Genomic DNA, 13,202 nt, shown 5'->3' with positions numbered 1-13,202 from the left:
ATGAAAAAGACATTATTAATATTAGGAATAGCAATCGGGATGTTTTCATGTGATGACATCTCAGAATTGAATGTTGACCCTAAGAACCCTTCAGAGGTTGGAGCAGAAGTTCTTTTTACGTATGGTCAGTATAATTTGGTAAAGCAATTCGTCAATATAGATTACAACCACAATGTGGATAGAATGTGGTCTAATTTCTTGACTCAAACTACATATATTCAGGAGGCCAGTTATAACTCAACCAATAGAGATATTGGAGGTAGTCACTGGGATAATATTTATACTGAAAGTTTGTATGAATTGAATGATGCTAAAGAAGTAGTAGCAAGTGAAGAAGTTTCAGATGCTTTGTTGCCTGAAAAGAAAAACAAATTGGCACAAATCAGAATTATGGAAGTATTCGCTTATCAGTACTTAGTGGACAATTTTGGAAGTGTACCATATACAGATGCATTAGATGTAAATAATGTAGTACCTACCTATGATACAGGTGACTATATCTATGGTGCTATTTTGGATAGTTTGAATGCTGCAATCGCAGACATTGATGTTACTGCTGCTGGTTTCAGCACAAGTGGTGATATTCTTTATGGTGGCGATATGGAGCTTTGGAAAAAGTTTGGTAACTCTTTGAAATTGAAAATCGGAATGAGAGTAGCAGACGTAGCTTCAATGAACCCTGGGACGATCGTATCTGAAGCAGTAGCAGGAGGTGTGTTTGAATCTAATGCTGATAATGCATCTTATGCATTTAGCACAGGTCAGCCATATACTAACCCAATCTATGATTACTTTGTAGTGGATAGTAGAGCTTCTGACTTTGTAGTTACTAAATTCTTCATAGACATGCTGGAAGGTTTGTCAGATCCTAGAATCGACGCGTATCTAGACGACAATATTGCTGCAGGTTATACGGGTGGTATTTATGGAGCCGAAGGAAACGCTTATGCGTTATTGACTCATATTGACCCAGCATTGGTTGAAGCAGATTATCCAGGTATGATCATGGATTATGCGGCGGTATCATTTATGCTAGCGGAGGCTGTGGAGAGAGGTTTTATTTCAGGTACTGCAGCTACTCATTATGATAACGGGGTGAAAGCGTCTTTCGAATCTTGGGGATTTACTGCTGCTGATGCAGCAGCCTATTTGGCTAGCTCAGGTGTGGCATATGCTTCTGCTAGTGGTACTTATAAAGAGAAAATAGGAAGACAGAAGTATATTGCGGCTTTTAATCAAGGGCACGAGGCATGGACTGAAGCGAGAAGATTAAACTTTCCTGAGCTTTTGCCAGCAGCTTCTGATGGGACACCAAATCCTCATAGACTAGTTTACCCTACTGCTGAACCATTAATTAACACCACTAATTATACAGCGGCTAGTAGTGCGCTAGGTGGAGATAATGGTGATTCTCGAATCTTTTGGGATTTAAACTAATTTAACCTATTGATTAACTAAATAATCGCAATTAATATGAAGAATATACTTAATATATCCTTAATGCTGTTGGCTTTAGGCTTAATATCAGCATGTGAGGAATCTCTTGAGTCTAGTGATTTTAAGAGATTATTTATCGTAGGAGCTCAGAGCGTAAGCCCTGAGGATACAGCGACTTACACGGTAGGAGATACCAACAACACCATAGAATGGACAGTAGAAGGCCCAGCAACAATGGCTTCTTCTACTGGAAATTCAGTGAAATTGACTTTTACTTCTTTCGGAGATGTAAAACTTTCAGCTAGCAATGGTAGCTATGATGGATGGGTGGATATCTCAGTTGCCAAAATAGGCGTAGGTGTAACTACCTCTTATTTTGGATCTGGATCAGTAAATAATGGAGGAGTTGATACCGTGTTTTTTACTTTCGATGCGCCTTTGACGGCTACACCAGATATTGTGATCAATGGAGCTGTCGCATCTGATACTTCTGGATTTTATAAGGGGAAAGCTCCTTTTATATCTACAGGTGATGATTTGACTGATCTTGCTGCTTACAAAGCTTCTACTACGAAGTACTATGCATTATATACAGGGGGTGCTGGAGACGGTCAGCCTGAGGGTAGAATCGACGGAGTAGTAGTGAATGATGACTATAGTGGCGAAGAAGCTGATAGTGTATTTGTGAAACTTCAAATGGTGGATAACACAGTGCCAATCGCAACACCAGGTGATGCTGTTGCAGATGTTGTTGCATCTGGTTTGGATATCACTTATTCTGTGTCGTTCAATGAGGCAATGAGACCTACTATGGCAACAGAAGCGGATACAGCTATATTTATATACTTTGAATACACAAGAAAAGTAAATGGTGTAGACAAAGTAGTTGAAGATTCTGTTGAATTTACTTCTGAAGATATGATGGCTTGGTCTGCTAGTTATACTGTATCCGATAGTATTGCAGATGCTGCTACTATACTCGTCTCTATTGAAGGTGATTGGGTAGATTTAGCGGGTAATGCATACATTAATGGACCACTTGGGAATCCTCCTAATCTGACAGTGGATGCAGTAGGCCCTTCAGTGCCAACTTCAGCAGCAGCAGAACTTTCGGCTACGCCTGTTGATTCAGACCGATGGGTTGTTTTGACACCTGATAATTCTGCTGATGTAGGAATAGGGGTTGCAGGTTACTACTATGAGTTGTTAGACGAAGACGAAGATGCACCAGAATCGATCGATGACTTTACTGGAGAATTGGTCAAGGCTGGAGACAATGTAAAAGTACTTATGAGTACTACTGAAGCAACGTACGATGTTTACTGGATAGCCGTAGATAAGTATGGCTATGCGAGTGACATCTCGACTGGTAGCTTCTCATACGACGCAAGTGGCGTGTTTACAGGCTATTAATTGAGAGTAAATAGAGTCTAGTACTCTACCGATAATATGGAAAACCGAAAGAGTAATCTCTTTCGGTTTTTTTATTTTACCTATTTAGATCTTTATGAGGCTGTATTTCAGTCTTTTTCTAGATAAGCCTTTGCTTTTCAGAATATAAACTTCTATTTTTGTGTCCCTTTTTGAGGGGCATAGGATTTTGACTAGAAAAAATCGATAAAAACAGTGGATTCAATAAGTTATAAAACAGCGATGACCAACAAGGCAACAGCCAGTAAAAACTGGGTAGTTGTAGATGCTGAAGGAAAAGTATTGGGAAGATTGGCTAGTGAAGTAGCCAAAATGATAAGAGGAAAGCACAAGCCGGGCTACACACCTAATACCGACTGTGGAGATAACGTGATCGTTATCAATTCCGATAAGGTGAAGATGACGGGTAAAAAATGGACTGACAAGCAGTACATTTCGCATACTGGATATCCAGGCGGCCAAAGAACACAGACACCGAATGAAGTGTTGGCTAAGTCATCCACTATTCTTGTTGAAAGAGCCGTAAGAGGTATGTTGCCTAAAAATAGACTCGGGAGAGCTTTGTTTGGCAACTTGTACGTATATGAAGGATCAGAGCACAAGCATGAGGCTCAGACCCCTAAAGAGATAAAATTATAATCTAGAATGGAAGTAACTAACACCATTGGAAGAAGAAAAACATCTGTAGCCAGATTGTTTATGGCACCTGGGAAAGGTGAAATTAAAATCAACAACAGGGAGTTGAAAGAATATTTCCCATTTGAAATCTATCAAACTATCGTGAAGCAGCCATTAGTGCTCGTGGAAGAAGATGGTAACTTTGATTTTAAAGTGAATGTTGGTGGCGGTGGCTACAAAGGTCAGGCAGAAGCAATCAGACTAGCAATCTCAAGAGCATTGGTAGAGATTAATCCTGAGCACAGACCAGCATTGAAGAAAGAAGGTTTCATGACTAGAGACCCTAGAATGGTAGAACGTAAGAAGCCAGGTAGAAGAAAGGCAAGAAGAGCGTTCCAGTTCAGCAAGCGTTAATCAATATTTTATTTTTATATATAAGTAAACTTAATGGCCAAATTAGAGCATAAAGACTTACTTGATGCTGGTGTTCATTTCGGACACTTGACGAGAAAGTGGGATCCACGTATGGCTCCGTTTATCTTCATGGAGAAGAACGGTATCCATATTATCGATCTACATAAATCGCTTGAATGCCTCGAAGAAGCATCAAATGCACTCAAGCAGATAGTGAAATCAGGACGAAAAGTAATGTTCGTTGCTACAAAAAAGCAAGCACGTGAAATCGTAACTGAAGAAGCAAAGAGATTAAGAATGCCTTACGTAACCGATAGATGGTTGGGTGGTATGCTTACCAACTTTGCAACAATTAGAAAATCTCTTAAGAAGATGTCTTCTATGGACAAGATGTTGAAAGATGACGCTTTCAAAAATCTTGCAAAAAGAGAAAAGTTGATGATTAGCAGAGAAAAAGTGAAATTAGAAAGAGTCCTAGGAGGAATCGCTGATTTGACAAGATTGCCTGCAGCACTTTTCGTAGTAGATATCAAAAGAGAGCACATCGCCATCAAAGAAGCACAGAAATTGAACATTCCTGTATTCGCTATGGTTGATACTAACTCTGATCCAAACCAAGTAGATTTCCCAATTCCTGCGAATGATGATGCATTCAAATCAATTCAATTGATCATCGGTCATATCGGTAAAGAAATGGAAGAAGCACTTGCTGAGAGAAAGAAAGATAGAGACGAGAAGAAAGATCAGGAAGAAGCAGCAGCAAAAGCAGCTGTGGATGAAAAAGCAGAAGCAGCTGAATAATTCACTTAAATTATAAGGCTTGAAATAATATATTTGAACATTGTCCCGAAGCATATCGGGACGGTGTTCAATTTTTGTTTAAATCGATTTTAAAAGACATAAATACATTAATAATGGCAATTACTGCACAAGATGTAAACAAGCTGCGTCAGATGACTGGAGCTGGTATGATGGATTGTAAAAAGGCCTTGGTTGAGGCTGAAGGTGATTTCGATAAAGCCATCGAAATTCTGAGAAAAAAAGGTCAGAAAGTTTCTGCATCTAGAGCTGATAGAGAAACTAACGAGGGTATTGTAATTGTAAAAACTAACGAAGACCATACGGTTGGTGTATTAGTGGCATTCTCTTGTGAAACTGACTTTGTGGCTAAAAACGATGCATTCGTTTCACTTGGTGAAGAATTGGCAACTGCTGCATTCACTCAAAAGCCTGCTGATGCTGCTGCATTGAAAGCATTGAAAGCAGACGGTGACTTGACATTTGATGATAAAATCACTGAGTTAATAGGTAAAATTGGTGAGAAATTAGACATTGTAGCTTACGAAGTAATGGAAGGCGAAGCGGTTGTTCCTTATATCCATGCAGGTAGCAAATTGGGCGTTTTGGTTTCTTTGAAAAACACCAATGGTGCGGATGTCTTAGAAGCTGGTAAAGACGTAGGTATGCAGATTGCAGCTATGAACCCAGTGGCTGTAGATAAAGACGGTGTAGATGCTACGGTAGTGGAGAAAGAAATCGAAATTGGAAAAGATCAAGCCAGACAAGAAGGCAAGCCAGAAGCAATGCTTGAAAAAATTGCTCTTGGTAAATTGAATAAATTCTATAAAGAAAACACTTTGTTGAGCCAAGCATTTGTAAAAGACAATGGAGTGAATATTTCACAGTACCTTGATAGTGTAAGCAAAGGCATGACTGTTGCTGAATTTAAAAGAATTACCATCGGATAATTGACTCCGATTCAAATAAAAACCCATTTCAACACTTGTTGGGATGGGTTTTTTTTATGCCTTGATTATTTTATTTAGTCAGGGCGATAGCAGATTGATCTAGGGTCACTTCAGGACTTGTTGCTTTTTCCTTTTCGTCTTGATATTTGCGGATACTTTCATGATAGATCGCCCAAAGTTGATGGTGAAGGCTTTCAATGCTTCGAGATTGAATATATGTCTGGGCTTCTTGTCCCATCTCTTGTTGCATGGTCTCGTTAGCTAATATCTCTATTATTCTATTGCTAAACTTCTTTGGTTTGCCAGGCTTCACTAAGTAGCCTGTTTTTTTGTGTCGTACCAGCTCTGATGGCCCTCCAGCATCAGCGGCTACTACAGGCAGGCCTGAAGCCATGGCTTCTATTACTACATTGCCGAAGGTTTCGGATACCGATGGGAAAAAGAAGAGATCACACGAAGCGTATATTTTCGAGAGTTCAAGACCTACTTTCTTGCCTGTAAAAACAGCCTTAGGCATTTTGTTTTCTAGCCATTCTCTTTTTGGCCCTTCTCCGGTGATGATCATGGTTATATTCTTGTCAGCCTTGCGCAATTTTCGATAGACCTTGTAGAGCATGGCCATTTCTTTCTCTTTGATTAGGCGGCTGACAAATAACACTTTTTTGTGTCCTCTTGGTATGACGACATCAAATAACGCAGGATCTTTGAAGTCTGGACTGAAATCCCCCACTTGTAGCGATCTCCCCCATACTTTTATCCCTTCATGGGAGATGCCAAGCTTGATAAGGTCTTTCTTAATTGTACGAGTGGGCGCCAGTGTGAGATCAGAATTGCGGTAAAACCACATCAAGGCATGTTTGATAATTCCGCCAAAAAGCAGATCGCCTAATTTTCCAATGTAATACTGTAAATACACGGGAAAATGTGTGTGGTAAATGTTCATCACAGGCAGGTTATGCTTTTTTGCATAGCGAATAGCAAACCTCCCGAACAAAGAAGGAGAAGTGAAGTGTATCAAGTCTGGTTTAAAATCTGCTAATACTATGTTGAGTTTTTTTCTGTCGGGTAGTCCTAATCGATAGCCTTTTTGGAAAGGGAGACTAAGGTATGGACATAGGTGTATTTGATGAGGAAATTGGCTGAGGTCTTTTGGAGGATGAGCAGTAATGACTAGTATTTTGAATTGATCTGAAGGAATAGCTGCGAGTATCTTGTGCAGTGTTATACTGACGCCGTCAAAATTTTCCTCCAAGACATCGGCAAAAATGGCTATTTTTCTCATTGCATAGTTCGTACTGAATCGTAAAAGTCGATCTTTTAAAATGCAACAAGGGCTAAATCAGATTATCAAAAAAGCATGTTTTTTTTACTTGAAATTTACCTGTAGGTACTTTAATACTTCATTGGACAATGAAGGCATAATGTGGGTTGGGTATGTAGTCGCCTTTGTTTTGTCCAAATTGTGAACAAATTGTTGAATGTGCGTGCTGTTGATTGTATCAAACGAAGCTCCTTGACCAAGCCCTAAATGGGTTATATATTGCGCATTGGCACTTTGTTCAAACTCATTGGCGAGATAAGTAAGCAACATAGGCTTCTTAAGTGCCATGGCTTCGAAGATGGTGTTGGATCCTGCTGAGCTTACTATACCTTGCGCTTGACGTAACATTTTCTTAAAATGCTTTTGATCTGTTTTGAAGTTTTGTACTCCGTTAATGTTAACTGGATGCCCGAAATTTTTGATGCTGCAACCAGCGGCTGTCAACATGCGCAAGACTTTTTCACCGTTTCCGTCTCTGAAATATGAAACTAAAAAAGGCAAAGTAGCCCCATCTTGGGTGTCATGATCAAGATCTGGTCTGACCAATACAGACTGTTTATCTTTTAGTGGAAGCGGACAAAAGTGTAGGATGAATTTGAAATCTGCCCATTGGGAAGTCATACGCACTTTGAGGCTTTCTTTTAGTAATCCCCACTGAGGTAAAGGAATGGCGTGATTGCAATAGGGAAAAACCAAGGCATGACCAATAGAGAGTACGGGAATACCTAAAAATTTAGCCGCCCAGGTACAGGGGGCATCGCCATCGGAGATTACTACAGAAGGATTGATTTGCCGTAGCAGCCGATAGTCGTGGATTAATCTTTTGATAAAACCGAAGGGAGAGGTCTCTGGGAAAATGGACTGAATCAGGCTTACATTCCCCTCATTTTTGAGGACAGGATAGGCGTCTCGCCCCGCGAATATCTTAAGTGTATATTTCCTTAATATTAGCTTTTTGATAACAGAAAGCGCTCGAGAGGAGTGGCCTCTTCCTCGACCATGGACGAAATATGCTATTATCATATGTATCTCCTATTTTCGATAAGATGAGTGGTGCTCAGGTACCATTTGATCATCGGACTAAACTTAAAATTCATTTTCAAAAAGCGTGTTCTCATTCAGTACTAGAAGTTTATTGCCCAAATCACCTTTGATTTATGACCCTTCGCTAACCTGCAAGTTGTCGTTTTGTTTGACCCATAAAAATAGGTGGGAATCCTTGAAAATGACGCTTCTTCAAAACCTTAACGATAACTTAATAGACCGCAACTCTATTGAGTTTGTTTTGATGGATTTTGATGAAGGTGACCAAGTGAAGCAATGGGTGCTAAAAGAGTTTGGTGAATTTTTGAGTGATGGCTATCTCAAATACTTCCATTGCCCCCAGCTGAGCGAATGGAATGCTTCTGTGGCCAAAAATACCAGTCATAAAGTAGCGGCAGGTGCCGTGTTGGTCAATTTGGATTGCGACAATTACACAGGGCTAAGAGGGGGGGCTTTTGTACTGGATCAATTTAGAGAAGCCGAACAAAATATAGTGTTGTGGCAGTTTTCTAAAATAAAAGAAGATGGGTCGTTTGGGCGAATAGCTATTACCCGAGATTTATTCAAGCTACTTGGAGGGTACAACGAAGCCTTTTTGCCGATGGGATATCAGGATAATGACCTGATGGAACGTGCCAAGGCCAGAGGTGCCTTGCTCGTACACCGGAGAGACTCCGATTACAACAGAGCCATTCCTAATGAAAAATATACACCAGCGACGATGTCGTATAAAAAAATGAAAATGACCAATAAGGCTGCATCCAAAAAGAACATAAGGCTAGGTCATTTGATGGCTAACGCTGGGCTGTATGGTTTGGAGGAAGTATATAAGCTATCTCCAGGTGGACAATTAGAACGATACGAGGGGGCAATCGATTGATATGAAGTTTTTGATTTTATTAAAAAAAGCATCACCTCGAGTGTTTGTATGGGCACTTTTAGTAAGCGTGCTGTCGGGAGTGTGCTCCACTTTTGTGATTCGACTCATACACCAGTATATCGATTCGGGATTGGTGGATGTCCAAATTTTCTTCCTGCAATTTTTCGTGGCGGTCATTTGCTTCGGAGTGTTTGGGGTGCTTTCCTCTTATTTTATATCCGTGCTTACGCAATCTATGGTTTTCAACTTGAGAATCGAGTTGTCAAAAAAAATACTGAATGCTTCTTTTCAGAAAACAGAGCGCAAACTTGATCAGGTCTTGCCAGTATTGACTGCAGATATCAACTTTGTATCAGCCAGTATGAATAGATTGCCGCCTGTAGTCACTGGGTTAGCTACGGCACTGGGTTGTTTAGTGTATCTTTTTTACTTGTCTTGGGTACTCACCCTTGGTTGTTTGGGAATTTTTACTGTTGGTTTTTTGATCAATTATTTGGCTTTGCCTTTCTTGAAAAAATACAGTGAGCAGGCAAGAAACGAATGGGATAAAATCCATAAGAATTTTGAAGGGATCGTACTGGGGATGAAGGAGCTCAAACTCAATAAAGAGCATCGAGAAAATTATATTCATTCGAGCATAGAACCCAATTGTGTAAACGAACAAAAGTATAGGGTCAGAGAGGAGACGCTCTATGCCGTGTCTTCACGTATCGTGGAGGTTATACTTTTTTTAGGGATTGGGTGTTTTATCTATGTTATAGATGGTTTGGATTGGATCACCAAAGAGTCTTTTGGAGATTACTTGCTTGTCTTACTTTTTACAGTAGCACCTTTAGCCACTGTGAGTGGTTTTCTCAAACACATCAAACGTACGCAGGTTTCATTGAATAAAATAGAGCAAATAGGCATATCGCTTGAAGACGAACCGAACGATCAGGTGTTGCTCACAACTACAGATTGGAATGCTGCTACTGATCCTATATTCTCTCTTTCAGGGGTTCGCTTTAGCTATGGCAACGAAGAGCATTTTGCAATCGGGCCATTAGATCTGGCTGTGATGCAGGGCGAAATTATCTATGTCGTAGGAGGCAATGGAAGCGGTAAAACCACTTTTATTAAGTTGCTGACAGGCTTGTATAAAGCCACCACTGGTGTGCTGACATTGAAAAATCAAGAAATACATTCTCATCAATTAGATCACTATCGCAAACATTTTGCAGGGGTGTTTACAGATTATTATTTGTTCGACGACTTACATCATATAGATGAACAAATATTGGAAGAGCAAGCGCAGGGCTTGTTGGAGCAGTTGGAAATTGCTCATAAGGTGAGCATTGTCGATAAGAAAATTTCCACTACCCGATTGTCATACGGCCAGCGCAAGCGATTAGCCATGCTGGTGTCCGTTATGGAGGACAAGGAGATCTACATTTTTGATGAATGGGCTGCGAATCAAGATCCTTATTTTAAAGAAATATTTTACACCAAACTATTGCCAGAGCTACAGCAAAAGGGTAAAACGATTGTAGCTATTTCTCACGACGAAAAGTATTTTCCATACGCAGATCGAGTACTCAAAATGGTAGAGGGAGAACTTGCCGTCATCAATTCAAAGCAGGATGTTTTGTCTAGTTGATTGCAATAATTTTTGGAGTCCCAGTGGAGGCGGTGTGCGTAGGTATCACTTAGAGAAACTTAAATATTACAAGCAACGTCCTGAAATAAGGTACGTTTTTGTGATGCATGACGAGCGAACCTATACGGAGCAAGTGGGTGAAAATACTTTTGTAGAGCACCTCAAAGTACCTAAAGTAATGGGCAACTGGGAATACAGATATTTAATTAGAGCGTCTGTTTTAGCTCCTTTGCTGGTCAAACTTGACCCTGATGTGATCGAAGTGGGATCACCATATTTTATGCCTAAGGTGGTAAATGCCATAGTGAAGAAATATACACTGAAAGCTAAAGTATTTGGGTTTTGGCATGCTGACTTTCCGGTGACTTATGTGCGTCGGTTTTTGGGAGGCTGGCCGTTTGGACTGGCCAGTAAGGGTGAGTCCATCGCATGGAGACATGCCCGTAATCATTATAACACCATGTCGGGTGTACTGGCTTCGAGCCAATTGATCATTCGTAGAATGCAGCGTCACGGAATGCAGCGAGTACATTTTGTGCCGCTAGGTGTGGATCAAATAAACTTTCATCCAGAGAGAAGAGACCCTCAGTTGGTCAGTGATTTGAAAGCTGGAGAATCAGAGCGACTGGTGCTTTTCTTTCCGCACAGGTTTTGTCATGAAAAAGGATTGAGTTTGCTGCTTGCAGCCTACCCGATGATTTGTCAGCAGTTGGCACATGCTCCTGCACTCGTTTTGGCTGGCATGGGGCCTGATTTGATGCGTGTAAAGCAGGCAACTCAGGACTATACCCATGTGCATTACTTGGGTTTTGTGGATGGAGTGGAGCAAATGGCTACCTATTATGCCAGTGCCGATTTGGGATTTGCACTCAGCGCATGGGAAACTTTTGGATTGTCGCTGGTGGAGGCACTGAGCGCAGGACTACCGCTTATTGCGGCTAATGATGGTGCGGCTAAAGAGCATATCGAAAAGTCTGGGGCTGGATATATATTGGAAAACCTGACTCCAGAAGGCTTGTGTGATAAAATTGTGACGTTTGCCAAAGACCTAAATAAGGACATAATGAAGCTTAAGGCTAGACAATATGCCGCTCAGTTGAGTTGGGACAATTGCTTTGATACGCAGCTTCGTCTGTATCAGTCTTGATTACTTATTGAGCAGTGGCCAATGGGAAATACGACTCAAGTTGAGTCGGTTTAGCCAAAGCCCCCAAGGAAAACCAATTAAAATCAATTCGGACATAAACTTGCCAAACCAAATATTCATAGTGAGGAAAATGCCAATATGCATTCCGATAATAGCTAGTGTGATGTAGGGCCTGGTACGTTTGAACCATAGTAGGAAGCCGCAAAATTCCGTAACCATCCCAATGATAAGAATGACTGTAGCGACGGGAATGCTCATAAAGGCGAGTTCTTGGAGTAGATTATAATCAGCCATTCCATATTTAGATAAGTGATCTACACTTTTTTCGCTCATCCACAGCCAAAGGTGCCTGCCATCTGCCCAGTGAAAACCAGTGGCAATCAGTTTGGATATAGAGGCCGTGGTGTAGCCAAACCCTACGAAAAAATAGACGAGTCCCATGGTAAGACCTGCGCGGTAGCGATTTTCATCGTACAAATACACACTTACCCCAAGAGCGCACAAACTCAATCCGATAAAATTGGCACTGTGAGGGATTTCTCCCAAACAAAACCGAGCAGTGAAAAGCAGGTGCAATAGGGCAAATCCAGCTAAGTATAGCCATCGTGGGCCTATTCTGAAAAAGGCCAATACACAGAGAAGGGACAAGGAAGCTGCTAGGAAAAGAGGAAGATTATTGCCGTGCATAAAACTGATGTCTAAATGTGTAGCAATACCTAGAGGTAAAACGATGTCTTTGATCTTTAATGTGTAAAAAGCCCATGACCATGCCAGATCAATAGTATGAAAACAAACATAAGCTTCGAAAAACTTGAAGTACAACTGTTGTCCTGTGGTGAGTTTAGCTCCTGTGCCAAACAAATTGACCACTACTTTGTCAAGGAGTCTCATGTGTGAAATATTGAGAAGAATCTAAGGTAGGGTTTAGCGAATAGCCATGTTCATCAAACAAGATGAATGGGAGAGCAAGGGTTTCTACGCCAGCATGGCTCATGAGTCTGCCGCTCACTTTTACGGCCAGTAGTTTGCGACCTTTGAGATGCGGCTCACCTATCATATAGCGAAGGGCATTTACCCGCTGTATTTGCCAGTTTTTGGTCTTGCAGACAAAATTGGAATAGTCGATATTGTCGATCTCTAGATCCAGTGTAGTAGCCGGAATTCCTGGAAGGTCGGGGTATGTATACGTTTGCCAAATCAAGGAATCAGGTACGTCGGAGACGTCCCGTATCAGTGCGCGCGTCCATGGTTTTCCAGCTTTCGAAAACATAGGATAAATGCTAAAAGGCCAGAATTCACCCAAGTGAGTCGATACCAATAGAGCATTGATAAGGAAGAGGATAAGAAGCGTTTTGCCCGCTTGTTTTCTATACATCTGATCTACAGTCTAGCGTCAAATATATTTAGTAGCGGACTGGTATAGTGGTTTATAATAGAACTACAGGCTATAATTAACACAAATTTGATCTTCAAGGCGGATTATAACATATAGGTAATGACAGCATAAAAAATAGAATATACGAGAA

Annotated in this window: 13 protein-coding genes; 9 read left to right on the top strand and 4 right to left on the bottom strand. The window is 40.8% G+C overall.

Features of this window, described 5'->3' with window-relative positions; translation table 11 throughout:
- The 6 genes from N7E81_RS00380 (at position 1) to tsf (ending at position 5,648) form a co-directional block, all read left to right on the top strand.
- Positions 1–1,437: a SusD/RagB family nutrient-binding outer membrane lipoprotein gene (locus N7E81_RS00380; RefSeq protein WP_263051297.1), complete on the top strand. Its 1,437-nt coding sequence runs from the start codon at positions 1–3 to the stop codon at positions 1,435–1,437.
- Positions 1,438–1,473: 36 nt separating this feature from the next.
- Positions 1,474–2,850, top strand: coding sequence for a hypothetical protein (locus N7E81_RS00375; RefSeq protein WP_263051296.1), 1,377 nt, complete (start codon positions 1,474–1,476; stop codon positions 2,848–2,850).
- Between the two features lie 213 nt (positions 2,851–3,063).
- Positions 3,064–3,507 carry a 50S ribosomal protein L13 gene (gene rplM / locus N7E81_RS00370; RefSeq protein ID WP_263051295.1) on the top strand — a complete coding sequence of 148 codons (444 nt, stop codon included), beginning with the start codon at positions 3,064–3,066 and terminating at the stop codon, positions 3,505–3,507.
- A gap of 6 nt (positions 3,508–3,513) precedes the next feature.
- Complete coding sequence (rpsI, locus tag N7E81_RS00365; protein ID WP_263051294.1) at positions 3,514–3,900, top strand: 30S ribosomal protein S9; 387 nt, start codon at positions 3,514–3,516, stop codon at positions 3,898–3,900.
- Positions 3,901–3,933: 33 nt separating this feature from the next.
- Positions 3,934–4,701 carry a 30S ribosomal protein S2 gene (gene rpsB, locus N7E81_RS00360; RefSeq protein WP_263051293.1) on the top strand — a complete coding sequence of 256 codons (768 nt, stop codon included), beginning with the start codon at positions 3,934–3,936 and terminating at the stop codon, positions 4,699–4,701.
- Positions 4,702–4,814: 113 nt separating this feature from the next.
- The gene (tsf, locus tag N7E81_RS00355; RefSeq protein WP_263053107.1) at positions 4,815–5,648 is read left to right on the top strand and encodes a translation elongation factor Ts; all 834 of its coding nucleotides are present in this window, start codon (positions 4,815–4,817) and stop codon (positions 5,646–5,648) included.
- Positions 5,649–5,718: 70 nt separating this feature from the next.
- On the opposite strand, the gene N7E81_RS00350 is transcribed toward tsf, so the two are convergent.
- A complete protein-coding gene (locus N7E81_RS00350; RefSeq protein WP_263051292.1) occupies positions 5,719–6,930 on the bottom strand; it encodes a glycosyltransferase family 4 protein in 1,212 nt (403 codons plus the stop codon).
- 84 nt (positions 6,931–7,014) lie between these two features.
- The gene (locus N7E81_RS00345; RefSeq protein WP_263051291.1) at positions 7,015–7,992 is read right to left on the bottom strand and encodes a glycosyltransferase family protein; all 978 of its coding nucleotides are present in this window, start codon (positions 7,990–7,992) and stop codon (positions 7,015–7,017) included.
- Positions 7,993–8,188: 196 nt separating this feature from the next.
- Here N7E81_RS00345 and N7E81_RS00340 point away from each other — a divergent pair, with 196 nt between their 5' ends.
- From N7E81_RS00340 to N7E81_RS00330, 3 genes are read left to right on the top strand one after another with little or no spacing between them, the layout of a single operon-like run.
- Positions 8,189–8,893, top strand: coding sequence for a glycosyltransferase family 2 protein (locus N7E81_RS00340; RefSeq protein WP_263051290.1), 705 nt, complete (start codon positions 8,189–8,191; stop codon positions 8,891–8,893).
- Position 8,894: 1 nt separating this feature from the next.
- Positions 8,895–10,529: a cyclic peptide export ABC transporter gene (locus N7E81_RS00335; protein ID WP_263051289.1), complete on the top strand. Its 1,635-nt coding sequence runs from the start codon at positions 8,895–8,897 to the stop codon at positions 10,527–10,529.
- Positions 10,513–11,676 (top strand): glycosyltransferase, encoded by a 1,164-nt coding sequence (locus N7E81_RS00330; protein ID WP_263051288.1) that lies wholly within the window; start codon positions 10,513–10,515, stop codon positions 11,674–11,676. Before N7E81_RS00335 ends, N7E81_RS00330 begins: the two co-directional genes overlap by 17 nt.
- On the opposite strand, the gene N7E81_RS00325 is transcribed toward N7E81_RS00330, so the two are convergent.
- Positions 11,677–12,567: a hypothetical protein gene (locus tag N7E81_RS00325; protein ID WP_263051287.1), complete on the bottom strand. Its 891-nt coding sequence runs from the start codon at positions 12,565–12,567 to the stop codon at positions 11,677–11,679.
- Positions 12,554–13,051, bottom strand: coding sequence for a hypothetical protein (locus N7E81_RS00320; RefSeq protein ID WP_263051286.1), 498 nt, complete (start codon positions 13,049–13,051; stop codon positions 12,554–12,556). Before N7E81_RS00320 ends, N7E81_RS00325 begins: the two co-directional genes overlap by 14 nt.
- Positions 13,052–13,202 lie beyond the last annotated feature (151 nt).

The organism is Reichenbachiella carrageenanivorans (genome assembly GCF_025639805.1).
Classification (GTDB): domain Bacteria; phylum Bacteroidota; class Bacteroidia; order Cytophagales; family Cyclobacteriaceae; genus Reichenbachiella; species Reichenbachiella carrageenanivorans.
The sequence above is the reverse complement of the archived record's forward strand: the minus strand, read 5'-3'. Positions and strand labels throughout refer to the sequence as shown.

What these genes read in the sequence shown, in the direction of transcription:
- N7E81_RS00380 (WP_263051297.1), top strand. Translation starts at nt 1, where the DNA reads ATGAAAAAGACATTATTAATATTAGGAATAGCAATCGGGATGTTTTCA.
- N7E81_RS00375 (WP_263051296.1), top strand. Translation starts at nt 1,474, where the DNA reads ATGAAGAATATACTTAATATATCCTTAATGCTGTTGGCTTTAGGCTTA.
- rpsI (WP_263051294.1), top strand. Translation starts at nt 3,514, where the DNA reads ATGGAAGTAACTAACACCATTGGAAGAAGAAAAACATCTGTAGCCAGA.
- rpsB (WP_263051293.1), top strand. Translation starts at nt 3,934, where the DNA reads ATGGCCAAATTAGAGCATAAAGACTTACTTGATGCTGGTGTTCATTTC.
- tsf (WP_263053107.1), top strand. Translation starts at nt 4,815, where the DNA reads ATGGCAATTACTGCACAAGATGTAAACAAGCTGCGTCAGATGACTGGA.
- N7E81_RS00350 (WP_263051292.1), bottom strand. Translation starts at nt 6,930, where the DNA reads ATGAGAAAAATAGCCATTTTTGCCGATGTCTTGGAGGAAAATTTTGAC.
- N7E81_RS00345 (WP_263051291.1), bottom strand. Translation starts at nt 7,992, where the DNA reads ATGATAATAGCATATTTCGTCCATGGTCGAGGAAGAGGCCACTCCTCT.
- N7E81_RS00335 (WP_263051289.1), top strand. Translation starts at nt 8,895, where the DNA reads ATGAAGTTTTTGATTTTATTAAAAAAAGCATCACCTCGAGTGTTTGTA.
- N7E81_RS00330 (WP_263051288.1), top strand. Translation starts at nt 10,513, where the DNA reads ATGTTTTGTCTAGTTGATTGCAATAATTTTTGGAGTCCCAGTGGAGGC.
- N7E81_RS00325 (WP_263051287.1), bottom strand. Translation starts at nt 12,567, where the DNA reads ATGAGACTCCTTGACAAAGTAGTGGTCAATTTGTTTGGCACAGGAGCT.
- N7E81_RS00320 (WP_263051286.1), bottom strand. Translation starts at nt 13,051, where the DNA reads ATGTATAGAAAACAAGCGGGCAAAACGCTTCTTATCCTCTTCCTTATC.